This window comes from Mycolicibacterium hodleri (assembly GCF_025822245.1).
GTDB lineage: Bacteria > Actinomycetota > Actinomycetes > Mycobacteriales > Mycobacteriaceae > Mycobacterium > Mycobacterium hodleri.
In genome coordinates, this window is record NZ_JACKTL010000046.1 from 18,319 (window position 1) to 34,334 (window position 16,016).

Annotated in this window: 18 protein-coding genes; 7 read left to right on the forward strand and 11 right to left on the reverse strand. The window is 69.0% G+C overall.

Going from position 1 to position 16,016, the window contains the following annotated elements:
• Nucleotide 1: 1 nt before the first annotated feature.
• Together H7J06_RS20545 and H7J06_RS20550 are read left to right on the forward strand one after the other, a co-directional pair.
• Nucleotides 2-400, forward strand: a complete 399-nt coding sequence (locus H7J06_RS20545; RefSeq protein WP_264040923.1) for a GlcG/HbpS family heme-binding protein — start codon at nucleotides 2-4, stop codon at nucleotides 398-400.
• 55 nt (nucleotides 401-455) lie between these two features.
• Entirely contained in the window at nucleotides 456-1,319 is an 864-nt protein-coding gene (locus H7J06_RS20550) for a DUF1542 domain-containing protein (RefSeq protein ID WP_264040924.1), read from the forward strand.
• Between the two features lie 187 nt (nucleotides 1,320-1,506).
• Here H7J06_RS20550 and H7J06_RS20555 read toward each other — a convergent pair whose 3' ends face one another.
• Genes H7J06_RS20555 through H7J06_RS20570 form a run of 4 tightly spaced genes read right to left on the reverse strand, consistent with a single transcriptional unit; the run spans nucleotide 1,507 to nucleotide 5,089 of the window.
• Entirely contained in the window at nucleotides 1,507-3,192 is a 1,686-nt protein-coding gene (locus tag H7J06_RS20555) for a cation:proton antiporter (protein ID WP_264040925.1), read from the reverse strand.
• Nucleotides 3,193-3,238: 46 nt separating this feature from the next.
• Nucleotides 3,239-4,030: an Fpg/Nei family DNA glycosylase gene (locus H7J06_RS20560; RefSeq protein ID WP_264040926.1), complete on the reverse strand. Its 792-nt coding sequence runs from the start codon at nucleotides 4,028-4,030 to the stop codon at nucleotides 3,239-3,241.
• Nucleotides 4,031-4,033: 3 nt separating this feature from the next.
• Nucleotides 4,034-4,507, reverse strand: a complete 474-nt coding sequence (locus tag H7J06_RS20565) for a ribose-5-phosphate isomerase (protein ID WP_264040927.1) — start codon at nucleotides 4,505-4,507, stop codon at nucleotides 4,034-4,036.
• Between the two features lie 42 nt (nucleotides 4,508-4,549).
• Nucleotides 4,550-5,089 carry a TetR/AcrR family transcriptional regulator gene (locus tag H7J06_RS20570; protein ID WP_264040929.1) on the reverse strand — a complete coding sequence of 180 codons (540 nt, stop codon included), beginning with the start codon at nucleotides 5,087-5,089 and terminating at the stop codon, nucleotides 4,550-4,552.
• 76 nt (nucleotides 5,090-5,165) lie between these two features.
• On the opposite strand from H7J06_RS20570, the gene H7J06_RS20575 reads away from it, so the two are divergent.
• Entirely contained in the window at nucleotides 5,166-5,906 is a 741-nt protein-coding gene (locus H7J06_RS20575) for an SDR family oxidoreductase (RefSeq protein WP_264040930.1), read from the forward strand.
• Here the strand turns inward: H7J06_RS20575 and H7J06_RS20580 are convergent, their stop codons facing one another.
• Genes H7J06_RS20580 through H7J06_RS20590 form a run of 3 tightly spaced genes read right to left on the reverse strand, consistent with a single transcriptional unit; the run spans nucleotide 5,907 to nucleotide 8,700 of the window.
• Complete coding sequence (locus tag H7J06_RS20580; protein ID WP_264040931.1) at nucleotides 5,907-6,866, reverse strand: isopenicillin N synthase family dioxygenase; 960 nt, start codon at nucleotides 6,864-6,866, stop codon at nucleotides 5,907-5,909. It lies immediately after the preceding gene.
• Nucleotides 6,863-7,303 (reverse strand): nucleoside deaminase, encoded by a 441-nt coding sequence (locus H7J06_RS20585; RefSeq protein ID WP_264040932.1) that lies wholly within the window; start codon nucleotides 7,301-7,303, stop codon nucleotides 6,863-6,865. Before H7J06_RS20585 ends, H7J06_RS20580 begins: the two co-directional genes overlap by 4 nt.
• Nucleotides 7,300-8,700, reverse strand: a complete 1,401-nt coding sequence (locus H7J06_RS20590; protein WP_264040933.1) for a purine-cytosine permease family protein — start codon at nucleotides 8,698-8,700, stop codon at nucleotides 7,300-7,302. The genes H7J06_RS20585 and H7J06_RS20590 overlap by 4 nt, the downstream gene beginning before the upstream one ends.
• Nucleotides 8,701-8,794: 94 nt before the next feature.
• On the opposite strand from H7J06_RS20590, the gene H7J06_RS20595 reads away from it, so the two are divergent.
• Nucleotides 8,795-10,369, forward strand: coding sequence for a molybdopterin-dependent oxidoreductase (locus H7J06_RS20595; protein ID WP_264040934.1), 1,575 nt, complete (start codon nucleotides 8,795-8,797; stop codon nucleotides 10,367-10,369).
• 14 nt (nucleotides 10,370-10,383) lie between these two features.
• Here H7J06_RS20595 and H7J06_RS20600 read toward each other — a convergent pair whose 3' ends face one another.
• A complete protein-coding gene (locus H7J06_RS20600) occupies nucleotides 10,384-11,016 on the reverse strand; it encodes a mycothiol-dependent nitroreductase Rv2466c family protein (protein ID WP_264040935.1) in 633 nt (210 codons plus the stop codon).
• A gap of 108 nt (nucleotides 11,017-11,124) precedes the next feature.
• Here H7J06_RS20600 and pepN point away from each other — a divergent pair, with 108 nt between their 5' ends.
• The 3 genes from pepN to H7J06_RS20615 all read left to right on the forward strand — a co-directional run bounded on the left by pepN (nucleotide 11,125) and on the right by H7J06_RS20615 (nucleotide 14,439).
• Nucleotides 11,125-13,683 carry an aminopeptidase N gene (gene pepN / locus H7J06_RS20605; RefSeq protein ID WP_264040937.1) on the forward strand — a complete coding sequence of 853 codons (2,559 nt, stop codon included), beginning with the start codon at nucleotides 11,125-11,127 and terminating at the stop codon, nucleotides 13,681-13,683.
• A 49-nt stretch (nucleotides 13,684-13,732) separates the two neighbouring features.
• Complete coding sequence (locus tag H7J06_RS20610) at nucleotides 13,733-14,113, forward strand: HNH endonuclease (protein WP_264040938.1); 381 nt, start codon at nucleotides 13,733-13,735, stop codon at nucleotides 14,111-14,113.
• A 185-nt stretch (nucleotides 14,114-14,298) separates the two neighbouring features.
• Nucleotides 14,299-14,439 carry a hypothetical protein gene (locus H7J06_RS20615; protein WP_264040939.1) on the forward strand — a complete coding sequence of 47 codons (141 nt, stop codon included), beginning with the start codon at nucleotides 14,299-14,301 and terminating at the stop codon, nucleotides 14,437-14,439.
• 69 nt (nucleotides 14,440-14,508) lie between these two features.
• Here H7J06_RS20615 and H7J06_RS20620 read toward each other — a convergent pair whose 3' ends face one another.
• Genes H7J06_RS20620 through H7J06_RS20630 form a run of 3 tightly spaced genes read right to left on the reverse strand, consistent with a single transcriptional unit; the run spans nucleotide 14,509 to nucleotide 15,883 of the window.
• The gene (locus H7J06_RS20620) at nucleotides 14,509-14,961 is read right to left on the reverse strand and encodes a DUF5130 domain-containing protein (protein ID WP_264040988.1); all 453 of its coding nucleotides are present in this window, start codon (nucleotides 14,959-14,961) and stop codon (nucleotides 14,509-14,511) included.
• Nucleotides 14,962-14,977: 16 nt separating this feature from the next.
• Entirely contained in the window at nucleotides 14,978-15,199 is a 222-nt protein-coding gene (gene ctaJ / locus H7J06_RS20625) for an aa3-type cytochrome oxidase subunit CtaJ (RefSeq protein ID WP_264040940.1), read from the reverse strand.
• Between the two features lie 39 nt (nucleotides 15,200-15,238).
• Nucleotides 15,239-15,883 (reverse strand): HNH endonuclease, encoded by a 645-nt coding sequence (locus H7J06_RS20630; RefSeq protein WP_264040941.1) that lies wholly within the window; start codon nucleotides 15,881-15,883, stop codon nucleotides 15,239-15,241.
• Nucleotides 15,884-16,016 lie beyond the last annotated feature (133 nt).

A 16,016-nucleotide genomic window follows, 5' to 3' on the forward strand; every position in this document is an offset into this window, starting at 1 on the left:
GGTGACCCTCGACCTCGCCACCGCCCACCGCATCGTCGACGCCGCGCACGCCGAAGCCGCCAGACGATCGATCCTGGTGTCGGCGGCCGTCGTCGACTCGGGTGGTCACCTGGTGGCCTTCGGCCGGATGGACGGCGCCGAGATCGCCGGCCCGGTCCTGGCGGTCGACAAGGCCTACACCGCGGTCGCCAACAGCATCTCGACCGCCGAACTCGCCGTTCTCGCCGCTCCGGGTGGCGAATTGTTCGGCTTGCACGCCAACGGCGGCGGCCGGTTCGTCATCTTCGGGGGCGGTGTGCCGATCGTGTCGGACGGGCGCATCGTCGGAGGTGTCGGCGTCAGCGGGGCAAGCGCGGAGGACGACGCCGCCTGCGCCCAGGCCGGACTGCGCTCATTCTGAGAACGCCCTCATCGGGGCCGGTTCGACACCGTTTCCTGTAGGTAGGCTGAACGCCATGAACAGCTTTCTGCTGCTGCTTGTCGTGGTCCTCGTCGCCGTGATCGCCTTCGGGGTCATCGCCTCGTCCAAGGCGTCCGGCAAGCGCAACGCCGCATCCCTGGACGACGCCAAGGCCGACGCCCGTCGCGTGATCGACCGCCTCGGCGGTCAGGTGATCAACCTGACCGGCACCGACGACGCCTCCAAGCAGGCGTTGGCCGACGCCTCCGAGCGCTTCACCGCGGCCGGATCGCAGATCGAGCAGGCCACCACCGCCCGGCAAGCGCAGCTGGCCAAGGAGAGCGCGATGGAGGGGCTGTACTACGTACGGGCCGCGCGAGTCGCGATGAACATGGATCCCGGCCCGGAGCTCGAGAGCCTGTCCGGGCAGAACTCGGCAGGCACCGTAACCGAAGCCCGCCGTGTGCAATTCGAGGGCCGCGACATCGAAGCCTCGCCCGCGCCGTCGGAGCGCACCCCGAACTACTACCCGGGCGGCCGCGTCGCCGGGCGCCCCGTGCCCGCCGGCTGGTACTCCGAGCCGTGGTGGAAGCCCGCGCTCGTCGCGGGCGCCTGGGGCGTCGGTTCGGTGTTGTTGTTCAGCACCCTCTTCTCCGGCATGGGCGGCGTCGGCTACGACGCCCAAGGCTTCGAGAACGGATACGGCGACGGCTATCAGGACGGCCTCGATCAGGGCCAGCTCGACGGCGGCGGCGACCAGGGCGGCCAGGACTACGGCGACACCGGTGGTGGCGACGGCGGCTGGGGCGGCGACTCCGGCGGTGGTTGGGGCGGCGGCGACTCCGGCGGCTGGGGTGGTGGCGACTCCGGCGGTTGGGGCGGCGACTTCGGCGGCGGCGGGGACTTCGGCGGCTTCTAGCTAGCGCGCGAGGCGCCCTCCCCGACGGCGCCGAGTTTTGTCGTACCCCCTTCTGGTGATGGGGTCATGTCCTCGCCCGCAACGCCTTTGGTGAATGAGCTCATTCCCAAGGATCGGCGTGAGATGTTGCTGACCGAGGTCGCCGAGCTGACCGGTCAGCGCAATGCCGTCCACCGAACAGCCCGAATTAGAAGCGACTTTCGAGCCGCGCCGACACTCCCGCCTCCTGGAGGTCGAGCCGCTCGAGCATCGCGCGGGCCGCCTCGTCTTCGATGCGTCCTTCGTCGCGTTCGGTGATCAGGGCGGCGCGTTGCGCGTGGAGCACCTGCAGATACAGCGCGGCGAACACCTCGGCACGCAAGGTGTGGGTCGCCGGGTCGGGCATCTCGTCGGCGTCCTGCGAGTGCCGCGCGATGGTGTTCCGGATCTCGGCCAGCACCCGTGGGTCGAGGCCCTCGGGCGGATTCGCCCGGAACTCGGTGAGGACGCCGTCGGCCGCCTCGTACACCACGCGCTCGGCCTTCAGGGTCTGCTCGCGCTCGTAGTCGGACGAGTCCTCCGACAGGTGCAGCTTGCTGATCAGGAACGGCAGCGTGCTGCCCTGGATCAGGAGCGTGCCGACGCTGACGACGAACGCCACGGCCTGAATGGTCGCGCGCTCCGGGAACGGCTCCCCCGCCGCCGTCGTCACCGGAATCGCCGCCGCCGCGGCCAACGTCACCACCCCGCGCATGCCGGTCCACGACACGACCACGCTCTCCTGCCAACTCAGCGAGCGGCGGTCGATGACGGAGCGCCACTTGCCCGGCGGCTTGGCGCGGCGACGGGTCCCGAGGGCGCCCCGGCCGCCCGAGGCGGGAACCGGCACGCTGAGCCTGCTCTCCACGTGGCTCGACAACTTGCTCCGGCCGAACATGATCAACACCGACAGCGGCCGGATCGCCATCACGATGAGCAGCACGATCAGCGAGGCGACCGCGACCTCGCCGAGTGCTTCGTGCGCCTCGCGGAGGTCCTCCAGCACGAACCGCAGGTGCAGGCCGATGTAGGCAAAGACGAAGGCCTCCAACAACACGTCGACCGAGTTCCAGACGTAGCGCTCCTGCAACCGCGTCTGGTAGCCCGCGCCGAGGGTTCCGTTGCCCACGACGAAGCCGGCGACGACCACGGCCAGGACGCCCGAGGCGTGCAACTCCTCGGCCGCGATGAACGCCGCGAAGGGCACCACCAGACCCTGCACCGTCTCCAGGCCGGGGTTGGCCAGCCGCTTGCGGATCCACAGCGTCACCAGGCCCAGGGCGGCGCCGACGATTGGGCCGAGCACCGCGCTGTACCCGAACAGCAGGAACGGGTTCTCGATGAAGGTGTGACTGCCCGCGACCTGAGCCACCGCGATGGTGAACAGCGTCAGCGCGGCGGCGTCGTTGATGAGGCTTTCGCCGGTGAGGATCGCCATCACCTTCTTCGGCAACCCCAGCTTGCGGCCCACGGCGACGGCGGTGACGGCGTCGGGCGGGGCGACGATCGCGCCGAGGATCAGGGCCGTGCCAAACGTCAGCGGCACCACGACGAGCCAGGCCGACACCGCCGCCACCGTGAACGCAGTGACGACGACCAGGCCGACGCCCAGACCCAGGATCGGACGAATGTTGCGCAGGAACGTCGGGAACGAGAAGGTCAGCGACGCCGAGTAGAGCAGCGGCGGCAGCACCACCGTCAGCAGGATGTGCGAATCGAGTTCGGGCGCCTCGAATCCCGGGACGAACGACGCCGCGATGCCGATGACGACGATGATCAGCGCGGGTTCGAGCCCTCGATGGTGGGCGATGGCGGTGACGACGATCGCGCCGACGACGACGAGGATGAGTTCCACCCGCCGATTGTCCCGTCAAAGCGCCAGCGGTGCGCGGCGCCGGCCGCTACACCTGGCAGGTGGGACACCAGAACAGGTTGCGGGCCTCCATGACCTCGGTGCGAATCGGCGTCCCGCACACTCGGCACGGCTCCCCCGTGCGCCGGTAGACGTAGCTGCGCGGCCGGCCGCGGAGGCCGGGCAACCCCTTGTCGTCCTCGGGTCGGACGGTGATGATCTTCCCGCGGCTCACGCCGACCTTCATCAGGGCGACGAGGTCGGTCCACGCGGCGTCGAACTCATCCTCGGTGAGCAGGGTGCCGGGTCGATGCGGCTCGATGCGGTGACGGAAGAGAAGTTCGCTGCGGTAGACGTTGCCCACCCCGGCGATCACCTTCTGGTCCATCAGCAGCGCGCCAATCGCCCTGCGCGACTTGCTGATCCGCACCCAGGCGCGGGAGGCGTCCGCGGCGCGACGCAGCGGGTCGGGTCCGAGTCGGGCGACGATGTCGTCGACCTCGCCCTGATGGATCACTTCACAGACGGTGGGGCCCCTCAGGTCGGTGCCGTATTCGGCGCCGATCATCCGCATCCGCACCTGTCCCACCGGGTCGAGCAGCGGCAGGGGATGCTCGGTGAACTTGCCGTACAACCCGAGGTGGACGTGGACGATCGCGCCGCCCTCGTAGTGATGGAAGAGGTGCTTCCCCCACGCGTCGGCGGTGCGCAGCACCCGGCCGCTGACCGCCTCGGCGGCGTCGGCGAAGCGGCCCTGCGGGCTGGTCACGATGACCGGTGCCGCGCCAAACCGCTTCTGGTGCAGGCGCGCCAGGCGGTGGAGGGTGTGCCCCTCGGGCACGAGCTAGGCGCCCGGGACCGGCGGTGCGACGTGCGTCTGCTCGTACTCGGACATGATGTCGATGCGGCGCTGGTGGCGCGGCGCGTCCGACCACGCGGTGGTGAGGAAGGCGTCGACGAACGTCAGCGCGTCGGCGACGGTGTGCATCCGGCCGCCGATGCTCATCACCTGGGCGTTGTTGTGCTGACGCGCCAACGACGCCGTCTCGACGCTCCACGCCAGGGCGCAACGGATGCCGGGCACCTTGTTCGCCGCCATCTGCTCACCGTTGCCGGAACCGCCGATGACGATGCCGAGGCTGTCGGGGTCGGCGAGGGTCTTCTCCGCCGCGGCGATGCAGAAGGCGGGGTAGTCGTCCTCGGCGTCGTAGGCGAAGGCACCGCAGTCGACGGGCTCGTGGCCACTGGACTCGAGGTGTTCGACGATGGCCTGCTTGAGTTCGTATCCGGCGTGGTCAGAGCCGAGGTAGACGCGCATGGCGAAAACCATAACTGGCCCGTCCACGCCTACGTTTCGCGCCTACCCCACTCTCAGCCCGTCGAGCAGGACGCTGAGCAGCCGCGGGGTTCGGTCGTCCCACTCGTCGTGCTCGACGTGGGCGAGGAACCACGACAGCAGGATGACGTCCCGCGCGTCGACGTCGGCGCGGAGCACGCCCCGTTCGCGGCCGGCGTCGAGCAGCGCAGTGAGAGCTTCGGCGAGCTTGCCCATGGTCTGGGCCGAGATGTCTTGCCACACCGAGGCTTCCACGGCGGCGATCACTCCCAGCTTGACCCGGGCGTAGGCCGCGAGTTGCTCGAACCAGCGCGCGAGCGCCACGTCGGGCGCGAACTGCTCGAGCAGCTCGTGCGCGAGCGCGACCAAGTCGTCGATCTCCTGGTCGTAGAGGGCGCGAATCAGCTCGTCGCGGGTGGCGAAGTGGCGGTAGAGCGTGCCCTGCCCCACTCCGGCTCGACGGGCGACCAGGCTGAGCTTGAGCTCCCCCGGCTCGGCGAGCAGTTCGCGCGCCGCCTCGACGATCATCGCGCGGTTGCGCGCCGCATCGCTACGTTCGGCCATGACCCCCCTTGCAAACGGACAAAGTGTCCGATTAACTGAAGTGGACAGTTCGTCCGCTTCAATCAGGAGGTTAACCATGGACTCACTCGAGGACAAGGTGGTCGCCATCACCGGCGCGAGCAGCGGCATTGGCGCCGCGACCGCCCGACGGCTCGCCCGCGCGGGCGCCACGGTGGTGCTCGGCGCCCGTCGGGCCGACCGTCTCGACGCGCTGGCCTCGGAGATCTGCGCTGCCGGTGGCCGGGCCGTCGGGGTGGCCGTCGACGTGACCCGAGCCGAGGACCTGGACCTGCTCGTCGAGACCGCCGTCTCCACCTACGGCCGGCTCGACGTGCTGGTCGGCAGCGCCGGCATCGGGCCCATCTCACCGATGACGGCTCGACGCCGGACGGACTGGGACGCGATGATCGACGTCAACCTGCGGGGCGTCCTGCACGGCGTCGATGCCGCCCTGCCCGTCTTCGAACGACAGGGCCGCGGCCACCTCGTCACGATCGTCTCCACCGCCGGGCTGAAGATCGTGCCGACGATGGCCGTGTACGCCGCCACGAAGAACGCCGTCCGCACCGTCTTGGAGGGGCTGCGTCAGGAATCCACCGACGGAACGCTGAAGACGACGGCCATCTCACCCGGCTACGTGCGGACCGAGTTCGGCGACAGCGTCACCGATCCCGTCATCCGCGCCGAGATCGGCCGCAACATGGCCGACTTCGCCCTCGACCCCGACGACGTGGCCAGGGCCGTGGAATTCGTCGTCGACCAACCCTGGGAGGTCGAGATCGGCGAACTGTCGATCCGGCCCACGAGGCAGGGGTAGCTAGCCGACGGTGATGGCGTCGAGGCGCTCCTTGATGAAGTCCGACGACGTCACGGGTGCCAGCCCGTCGACTCGTCCGACCGGCGGCGCGAGCGGCGTGACGAGCGCGTCGTGGTTGGCCTCGTAGAAGTAGATGAGCGACACCAGGTCCTCCTCCGGCGCCTCGGGCTGCGGCGGCAGGACGCGGTGCCTGCCCGACGGCCAGCGCCGACCGCTCCAGTACTCCAGGAGGTCGCCGATGTTCACCGTCAGCGCGTCGGGGTCATAGGGTGCGTCCTCCCACCCGCCGACCTCCGAATACACCTGCAGCCCACCGGCTCCCGGCTCGCGATCCAGCACGGTGACCGTGCCGAAGTCGGTATGGGGACCGATGCGGAACTGGCCCGGTTCGGGCTCCCCCACGACGCTCACGGGCGGGTAGTGGTTGATGTTCATCGTCCAGGTGGGCCGATCCGACATCGTCGCCCAGGGATTGGCGGGCAGTCCCAACGCGTGGGCGAACAGCGCCAGCAGATCGTCGGAGAGCCGACGCACCGCGTCGGTGTACTCCGTGACCAACGCCTGCCAGCCGGGCGCCTCGCCCGGCCAGACGTTGGGCGCGAACCAGATTCGGTCGACGTCCGGATCGCCCGTCGCCGTCTCGGCGCCCAGGCTGAAGCTCTCCTTGAGATCCGGCGGCGTCTCGGTGCCCTCGGCGTAGCCGTTGGCCTCGGCCCCCGGTCCGATCCACCCGTGACCGCCCACCGGCACGCTGTAGCGCTGCTTGACCTCGAGGGGTTGGGCGAAGAAGTCGCGGCTGGCTGCGCGCACCGCGGCCGCCAGTCCCGGGTCGACGCCGTGCCCGGTGACCAGGATGAAGCCCGCCTGCTGCAAGCTCTCGTCGACCTCGGCCGCGACGGCGTCGGCAGCGGATCCGCCGGCACGCCAGCGCGAAATGTCAACTGTGGCAACAATACTCACTCGCCGATGTCCTCCAGCCATAGTTCCGGGCGCTCGGCGATGAAGTCCGTCATCATCTGGATGCACCGCTCGTCTTCGAGAACCGTAACCTCGACCCCGTTCTCGGCCAACCAGTCGTGGCCTCCGCTGAAGGTCTTGGCCTCGCCGACGACGACCGCGCCGATGTTGAATTGCCGCACCAGCCCGCTGCAGTACCAGCACGGCGAGAGCGTGGTGACCATGATCGTCGACCGGTAGTTTCGTTGGCGGCCGGCGGCGCGGAACGCGTCGGTCTCCCCGTGCACCGACGGGTCGTCGTCCTGCACCCGGCGGTTGTGGCCGCTGCCGAGCAGCACGCCGTCGCGGCTGAACAGGGCTGCCCCGATGGGAATGCCGCCCTCCGACAATCCCTTTCGAGCCTCGTCGACGGCGACGTCGAGCATGTCCTGCGGGGTCACGGTGCTACGCGCTCGGCGGCGATCTTGGATCGGCAGGCCACCAGATATACGCCGCCGGCGATCAGGAAGCCGACGAAGAACGTGATGTCGCCGAGCTGGGGCGCTCCCCGGGCGATGAACCCGACGAACTTCTCCTGGTTGGAGAAGAGCAGGACCGACACCACGAGGCCGATCGCGAACGACGCGAGGCCGGGCCAGTTCGCGTAGGACCGGTCGTAGAGGAACCCGGCGACCGCCTGCCCCCGCCGCAGGTACTGGTCGGCGAACACCACCCCGAGCCACGGCCCAATCCAGTAGGCGATGATCAGCAGGAACGCCTCGTAGCTCGCGGCGGCGTCGGGCAGCGCCCACCAGGCCACCAGGAAACCTGCCACCCCGAAGAACACCGTCACCAGCGCGCGGGCGATGTGGGCAGGCAACTTGACGCCGATAGTCACGAATGCCATTGCGCCGGAATAGATGTTGATCGAGTTGGCGGCGATCGCGCCGATTGCGATGGCCAGCAGCGTCGCCTTGGCGATCGGGGAGGCGAGTTCCCCCACGAACGCCTCGGTGGGATTCTCCGACAGCGCGGGCCCGATGGTCACCGACGCCGCACCGACGATCTCCAGCAGCACACAGGACAGGAAGAGGCCGGCGGAGGCGAAGAACCCGGTCCGCGCGGTCGACACGGTCGAGGGCAGGTAACGGGTGTAGTCCGCCGCATACGGCGTCCATCCCGCGGCGTATCCGAAGGCCGTGCCGACGGTCAGCAGGAACCCGCCCATCGAGCCGTCGCCGACGAAGGGTTCCAGGGCGGGGGCGCCGAAGTTCGACTTGGTGAGAATGGCAACCGAGGCGACCGCGAAGATCACGGCCAGCACCGGGAACGACCACCGTTCGAACGCCTGCACCAGGTTGTGCCCGAAGAAGGCGAACGCGGTCTGGACGAGCACGATGACGATCAACCCGACCAGCGGTCCGATGCCGAACAGCGCGGCCAGGGCGTAGGCGCCGCTGACGCTGTTGGTCGCGAACCAGCCCACCCCGGCCGTCACCGACATCAGAACCGCCGGCACACCGTTGCCCTTGAAGCCGAAGGGCAGGCGGCCCAACACCATCTGCGGGACACCGTGCAGCGGGCCGCGCGCAGAGAGGAAGTAGTGCGCGAGGGCGCCGAGCCCCGTGCCGATGAGGATGCCGAGGACGGCCTGCCAGAAGCTCATGCCGTACACGGAGACGGCGAGCACGCCGACGAAGATCGTCGCGAATTCGAGGTTGGGCGAGGTCCACGTCCAGAAGAGCTGGCTCGGCTTGCCGTGGCGGTCGGCCTCGGCGATGAATTCGTTGCCGCCGGGCTCCACCGCAGCGATCTTGTTGCGGTAGGAGCCGTCGGTGGTGGGCTCGGCCGTGGTCATGAATGCACCGTCATGCGTACACCGTCGCCCGACGTGCGCGTCCCCGCAACTCGACCCGCGGCGTCCGGGCGCGCACCGGCAACGAATCACCACCATGACTTCGCCGGCGACATCCCCGACACCCGTCTCCGCCGGACGCGCCGCGGCAACCGGGCTCGTCGCCGTCGCCGCCGCCCTCGGGGCGGGCCACCTCGTCGCGGGACTGCTGCTGAGGCCGGCGGCGTCACCCTTCTTCGCGGTGGGCAACGCCGCCATCGACCGGACGCCCACGCCGGTCAAGAACTTCGCAGTCGAGAACTTCGGTACCAACGACAAGCCGGCACTGCTGATCGGCATGGCCGTCGTCTTGGCTCTGTTCGGGATGGTGGTGGGGCTGGCGTCACGCCGCAGCGCGATTCCCGGTCTCGTGGCCATCGTCGTCATCGGCGTCGTCGGGGCACTGGCGGTGCACGAACAGTCGACCGGCCCCCTCGGTCTGCTGGCGCCCGCCGCCGCACTGGCCGCCGGTGTCGGCGTGTTCTGGTGGCTGCACGGGCGAGCCCACCCGCGCGCCGCCGGCGTCGCGCCGCCGAACGCGTGGGGGCGACGACGCTTCCTGCTGAGCTCGGTCGCCGCGGCAGTGGGCGCCGTCGTCGCCGGCGCAGGTGGCTTCGCCCTGGCGCGTCGGGTCGACGTCGCCGCGTCACGACGGGCGGTCGGCGAGCTGGTGCCGACCACACCGGCGCCGCCGATCCCCCCTGGCGCCGCGTTTCCCGAGCTGGGTACTCCGACGTTCCTCACCCCGGCGGCGGACTTCTACCGAATCGACGTCAACCTGGAGGTACCGCAACTACGTGCCGAGGACGCCACGCTGCGCATCACCGGCATGGTCGACGAGCCGCTGGAGTTCACCTTCGCCGAGATCCGCGCCATGCCGCTGGCGGAGCAGACGATCACGATGACGTGCGTGTCGAACGAGGTCGGCGGACCCTACGTCTCGACCGGCACCTTCATCGGGGTACCGCTGCTCGACCTGCTCGACCGAGCGGGGATTCAGAACGGCGCCCAGCAGGTGGTCGGGCATTCGGTCGACGGGTTCACCCTTGGCACGCCGCTGGATCTGCTGCGCGCCACCGGCAAGCAAGCGATGCTCGCGATCGGCATGAATCGCGAGGCGTTGCTGCCCGAGCACGGCTTCCCGATGCGGACCGTCGTGCCCGGGCTGTACGGATACGTGTCGGCGACGAAGTGGCTGACCGAACTGGAGCTGACCACCTATGACGTGAAGCCCTATTGGGTCGAGCGCGGGTGGGACGGTCAGCCGCCGGGGGTCGTGCCGATCAAGATCTCGTCGCGCATCGACGCACCGACGGCCTTCCAGCAGCTGTCCGGCCCCCAGGTCACCGTCGCGGGTACCGCGTGGGCGCAGGGCCGCGGCATCAGCCGGGTCGAGCTACGCGTCGACGGCGGCGAATGGCAGCAGGCCGAGCTGGGCGCCGAGGTCAACCGAAACACCTGGCGGATGTTCAAGCTGACCACGACGCTGTCACCGGGCCAGCACACCGTCACCTCACGCGCCTACGACGGCGACGGCGTGATGCAGAGCGAGGAACGCCTGCGGTTGATCAACCCCGGCCCGGTGCCGGACGGCTCGACGGGCTGGCAGTCGATGATCTTCACCGTCGCCTGACGCGCCCGCCCGGATCAGTCGAACTGGGGCGACTCGTTGCGGGTGCGCTTGAGCTCGTAGAAATGCGGATATCCGGCGAAGATCACCGACGCGTCCCACAGCTTGCCGGCCTCCTCGCCGCGCGGGATGCGGGAGAGCACCGGCCCGAAGAAGGCGACTCCGTTGACGTGGATGGTTGGCGTGCCGACGTCGTCGCCGACCGCGTCCATGCCCTCGTGGTGGCTCTTGCGGAGGGCGTCGTCGAACTTGTCGCTGGTGGCCGCCTCGGCCAGCTCGGCGGGCAGCCCGACTTCCTCGAGCGACTCGGCGATGACCCGCTCGAAGTCGGGGTCGGTCTCGCGGTAGCCCTGGTTGTGGATCTTGGTGCCCATCGCGGTGTACAGCGGGCCAAGGATCTCGTTGCCCTTGGCCTGCTCGGCGGCGATCGCCACCCGCACGGGGCCCCAGGCCTTCTTCATCATCTCCTTGTACTCGTCGGGGAGGTCACGTCCCTCGTTGAGCACCGCAAGACTCATCACCTGGAACTTCACGTCGATGTCGCGCACCTTCTGGACCTCGAGGATCCAGCGTGAGGTGATCCAGCACCACGGGCACAGGGGGTCGAACCAAAAACCGGCTTCATCTCTCTGGGCGGACTTTTCGGCCATCGTCAAATCCTCTCGTGGGGCGTACGGGTCAGATGTGGGCACAACTCCGTTCAGCTCAACTATGCACGCCCCGCCCATGTTCCCGAAGTACGTCTAGGCTTGGCCGACGTGGCACTTCCCAACCTCACTCGCGACCAGGCGGCCGAGCGCGCGGCGCTCGTCGCAGTAGACAACTACCGGATCGCACTCGATCTGACCGAGGGCGGTGGGCGGACCTTCCGGTCGACGACCACCGTCACGTTCGACGCCACGGCCGGCGCGGACACCGTCATCGACCTGGCCGCCGACACCGTCCGCAGCGCCACCCTCAACGGCGTGGACGTCGACGTGACCGGCTACGACGAGTCCACCGGCATCCCGCTCGTCGGCCTCGCCGAGCACAACGTGGTCGTGGTGGACGCCGACTGCCGCTACTCCAACACCGGCGAGGGCCTGCACCGGTTCGTCGACCCGGTCGACGACGAGGTGTACCTGTACTCGCAGTTCGAGACGGCCGACGCCAAGCGGATGTTCGCCTGCTTCGACCAGCCGGACCTCAAGGCCACCTTCGACGTCTCCGTCACCGCCCCCGCCCACTGGCAGGTGATCTCCAACGGCGCCACGGCATCGGTGGACGACGGCGTCCACACGTTCGTCACCACGCCCAAGATGAGCACCTACCTCGTCGCGCTCATCGCCGGCCCGTACGCCCGCTGGGACGACGTGTACTCCGACGAGCACGGCGACATCCCGCTCGGCATCTTCTGCCGCGGCTCGCTCGCCGAGTACATGGACGCCGAGCGATTGTTCACCGAGACCAAGCAGGGCTTCGGCTTCTACCACCAGAACTTCGGCGTGCCATACGCTTTCGGCAAGTACGACCAGCTGTTCGTCCCGGAGTTCAACGCCGGTGCCATGGAGAACGCCGGCGCCGTGACGTTCCTGGAGGACTACGTCTTCCGCAGCAAAGTGACCCGTTACAGCTACGAACGGCGCGCCGAGACGGTGCTCCACGAGATGGCGCACATGTGGTTCGGCGACTTGGTCACCATGCAGTGGTGGGACGACCTCTGGCTCAACGAGTCCTTCGCCACCTTCGCCTCGGTGCTGTGCCAAAGCGAGGCAACGGAATACAAGGCCGCGTGGACCACGTTCGCCAACGTCGAGAAGTCGTGGGCCTACCGGCAGGACCAGTTGCCGTCGACCCACCCGGTCGCCGCGGACATCCCCGATCTGCATGCCGTCGAGGTCAACTTCGACGGCATCACCTACGCCAAGGGCGCCAGCGTCCTGAAGCAACTCGTCGCCTACGTGGGCCTCGAGGCGTTCCTGGCGGGCCTGCGCGACTACTTCCGCGACCATGCCTTCGCCAACGCCACGTTCGGCGATCTCCTTGGGGCACTGGAGAAGTCGTCCGGCCGCGACCTGTCGCACTGGGGCCGCCAGTGGCTCAAGACCACCGGCCTGAACACGTTGCGGGCCAACTTCGACGTCGACGGTGACGGCACGTTCACCCGCTTCGCGATCGACCAGAGCGGCGCGGCACCCGGGGCCGGCGAGACCCGCGTCCACCGCCTGGCCGTCGGCATCTACGACGACGACGGCTCGGGCAAGCTGGTGCGCACCCACCGCGAGGAACTCGACGTGGAGGGTTCGAGCACCGACGTGCCTGCCCTGCAGGGGGTGTCGCGGGGTCAGCTGATCCTGGTCAACGACGACGACCTGACGTACTGCTCGCTGCGCCTGGACCCGGTGTCGTTGCAGACGGTGCTGACCCGCATCGCCGACATCTCCGACTCGCTCCCCCGCACGCTGGCGTGGTCGGCGGCCTGGGAGATGACGCGCGAAGCCGAGATGAAGGCCCGCGACTTCGTCGAGCTGGTCAAGGGCGGCGTGCACGCCGAGACCGAGGTCGGCGTCGCGCAGCGCCTCCTGCTGCAGGCCCAGACCGCCCTGAACGCCTACGCCGATCCGGACTGGGCGTGCTCGCAGGGCTGGCCGGCGTTCGCCGATCGGCTCCTGGAGCTGGCCCGCGCGGCCGAGGCGGGCTCGGACTTCCAGCTGGCCTACGTCAACGCGCTGTGCACCTCGGCGTTGTCGCTGCGGCACACGGCGGTGCTGGCGGCACTGCTCGACACCGATCCCGCCGACCTGGAGTTGCCGGGCCTGACCGTCGACACCGACTTGAGGTGGCGCATCGTCACCGCATTGGCCGCCGGCGGCGACGTCGACGAGAACGGCACCGACACTCCGTTCATCGACGCCGAGGCGCAGCGCGATCCCACCGCCGCCGGACGGCGGAACGCGGCGGCCGCCTCGGCCGCCCGTCCGCAGGCAGCGGTCAAGGAGGCGGCGTGGCAGCAGGTGATCGAGGACGACACCCTGGCCAACATCACCACCAGGGCGATCGTGACGGGCTTCGTGCAGCCCGGCCAAGCCGCGTTGCTCAAGCCGTTCGGCGAGAAGTACTTCGACGCGATCCTCGGAGTCTGGGAGCGACGTTCCAGCGAGGTGGCCCAGACGGTCGTCATCGGCCTGTACCCGTCGTCGGACGTCAGCCAAGACGGCCTTGACGCGGCCGACCGCTTCCTGGCCGGAGAGGTCCCACCGGCGCTGCGCCGGTTGGTGATCGAGGGCCGCGCCGGCGTCGAGCGGGCACTGCGGGCGCGCGCGTTCGACGCGTCCTGACCGGGGCCGCCTCACCGAGTTTCGGCGGTTCGTCACCTACGCTCGCGCCATGGTTGCCTCGAACAGTCGCCGAGCGCGCGCGGCCCGCAGGCGCAAGCGACGGATGGACAGTGCCGAGAACGACCTGACCACCGAGGAGTGGGCGGCGATCAGGGCGTTGTGGGGCGGGTGCGCCTACTGCGGGGCGTCTGACCGCCCGCTGCAGCGCGACTGCGTCATGGCCATCTCGCGCGGCGGGCGCTACACGCTGGACAACGTGGTGCCCGCCTGCGCGGCGTGCAACGCCAGCAAGTGCAACGACGAAGTGACCGCGTGGCTGCGGCGCAAGCGCCTCGACGAGCGCGCCTTCCTCGAGCGGTACGTGCACATCCGGCGTGAGCTCGTGAGTGCTGCAGCAAACATGACCGTAGTCGACGTCGCACAAATCTGACGTCCTCGGACCTCGGCACCTCGTCCCGATCCAGGCGGTGGTGAGCGCAACATCACACGTCAGAGCTTGATTAACCTCGATTTAACATGGACGATTAGAGGGTCTGCCAGCGGGATGATCCCCGTGTTGGCGACGCGACAGCAACCCTCGTCCTGTGATCCAGGGCACAATCAAGGAGTACCAGGATGCCATTTCCGCGTTTGCGCGCCGAACTGACGCGCTCGATGAACCGCCGCCGCCTCTACGCACGAATCAACGCACTTCCCGATTCGACGGTGCGCGAAGAGCTGCTGGCCATCGCCCAGCGGCACGACGAAGACAACTGACGTACGCACGACTCAAAAGCCGGTGACCACGAGGGTCACCGGCTTTCGTCGTCTTTGGAGTGAAAGGTCCTAGCGGGGTGAGACGCCGGCGCTGAGGACGCGCACGGCGCTGATGAGCCCGTCGACGAGGTTGCCCTCTCGGAACGACGCGGCAGCCGCCGAGACGCCGAGCGGTGCGGCCTCTTCGATGCCGCGGCCCTTCACCTCGGACCCGTAGACCACTTCGATGGCCTTCTGGTTCGGGGAGACGGCCAGCAACACGGCGTTGTCCGGCGTGGGCACCCTGGCCAGGATCTCGCGCGCGGTGGCCGCGGTGTCGGCACCCAGCCCGCCCACGTAGACGGCGAAGCGTGCCTTGGCCGCCCGCGACCCGTACTTCAGGGCGTCGTCGAGGACGACGAGATCCTTGACGGGGAACGGGTAATGCACCGACAGCTCACCGGGTTCGGTGACACCGGAGATGCGTCCGCTGGCGGTGTAGGCGTAGCCGTAGGGCAGTACCTCGGACTCTTTCTTCGCGATCTCGGTCGAATGTTCGCTACCACTTGCCACTTGCGCCACCTCCCACCGTCAGATGCGTTCCGTGGCCGTGATCGGCCGGTTCGTCGGAGGCCCAGAGGATCGGTTCGTGGGTCCACTCGTCGGTCAACTTGTACGTCGCTGGGTGCGGGCCCTTGCGCCTGAAGATCAAGGCAGCCAAGACCAGGGCCAGAAGCAGCGGGACCCCGCCGAGCAGCGAGTGGGTAAGTGCTGTGCTCACATCGCAAACCGTATCTCAATACCCATCGGGGATGCCCACTCAGGCCGCTCCCTCGCCGAGGTATCGCACCCAAGCCGGATCGAGTTCCTTGATCGAGGACAGCAGTCGCCAGTGCTGCCCCTTCGGCGGAAGGGGTGTCGACCGCAGCGCCCACCCCAGTTCGGAGAGCAGACGGTCGGCCTTTCGGTGGTTGCACCCAGCGCACGCGGCCACGCAGTTCTCCCACGAATGCGCACCACCGCGGCTGCGCGGAACCACGTGGTCGACGGTGTCGGCCTTGGACCCGCAGTACGCGCACCGAAAGCGATCGCGGTGCATGAGGGCCGCCCTGGTCATCGGCACGCGCGCCCGGTAGGGCACCCGCACGAACGAACGCAGGCGAATCACCGAGGGCACCGTGATCGCCCTGGTGGCCGAGTGGATCACCGGACCACCGGGGTCGGCGTGGACGACGTCGGCCTTGCCGCACAGCAGCATGACCACGGCACGCCGGGCGGGCAGCGCGGCGAGCGGCTCGTAGGTCGAATTCAGGAGGAGCACCCTGCGGCGGCCCCACACGCTGCCGTCGGCACCGGGTGGTCGATCCTCGACGCCGGGAAGGGGCAGAGTCTGCGCAGCAAGCACCGATGCGCCAGATGAACACGCTGCGGTCAGATGCCCGCGGCTCTTCCTTCGCTGCGACATGGGTCCTCCGAGACATAGTGCACCACGGATCGCCGTCAATCGCACGACAAATTGGTCGGTGTTCGCAGGTCACTCCGATGAACATCCGGTGACGACAGCCGTGGCCCCCCGGTCGCTCGTCCCCGGGCCGCGG

What these genes read in the sequence shown, in the direction of transcription:
- H7J06_RS20610 (WP_264040938.1), top strand. Translation starts at nt 13,733, where the DNA reads ATGGTTGCCTCGAACAGTCGCCGAGCGCGCGCGGCCCGCAGGCGCAAG.
- H7J06_RS20565 (WP_264040927.1), bottom strand. Translation starts at nt 4,507, where the DNA reads ATGCGCGTCTACCTCGGCTCTGACCACGCCGGATACGAACTCAAGCAG.
- H7J06_RS20570 (WP_264040929.1), bottom strand. Translation starts at nt 5,089, where the DNA reads ATGGCCGAACGTAGCGATGCGGCGCGCAACCGCGCGATGATCGTCGAG.
- H7J06_RS20595 (WP_264040934.1), top strand. Translation starts at nt 8,795, where the DNA reads ATGACTTCGCCGGCGACATCCCCGACACCCGTCTCCGCCGGACGCGCC.
- H7J06_RS20600 (WP_264040935.1), bottom strand. Translation starts at nt 11,016, where the DNA reads ATGGCCGAAAAGTCCGCCCAGAGAGATGAAGCCGGTTTTTGGTTCGAC.
- H7J06_RS20550 (WP_264040924.1), top strand. Translation starts at nt 456, where the DNA reads ATGAACAGCTTTCTGCTGCTGCTTGTCGTGGTCCTCGTCGCCGTGATC.
- H7J06_RS20615 (WP_264040939.1), top strand. Translation starts at nt 14,299, where the DNA reads ATGCCATTTCCGCGTTTGCGCGCCGAACTGACGCGCTCGATGAACCGC.
- H7J06_RS20575 (WP_264040930.1), top strand. Translation starts at nt 5,166, where the DNA reads ATGGACTCACTCGAGGACAAGGTGGTCGCCATCACCGGCGCGAGCAGC.
- H7J06_RS20590 (WP_264040933.1), bottom strand. Translation starts at nt 8,700, where the DNA reads ATGACCACGGCCGAGCCCACCACCGACGGCTCCTACCGCAACAAGATC.
- H7J06_RS20630 (WP_264040941.1), bottom strand. Translation starts at nt 15,883, where the DNA reads ATGTCGCAGCGAAGGAAGAGCCGCGGGCATCTGACCGCAGCGTGTTCA.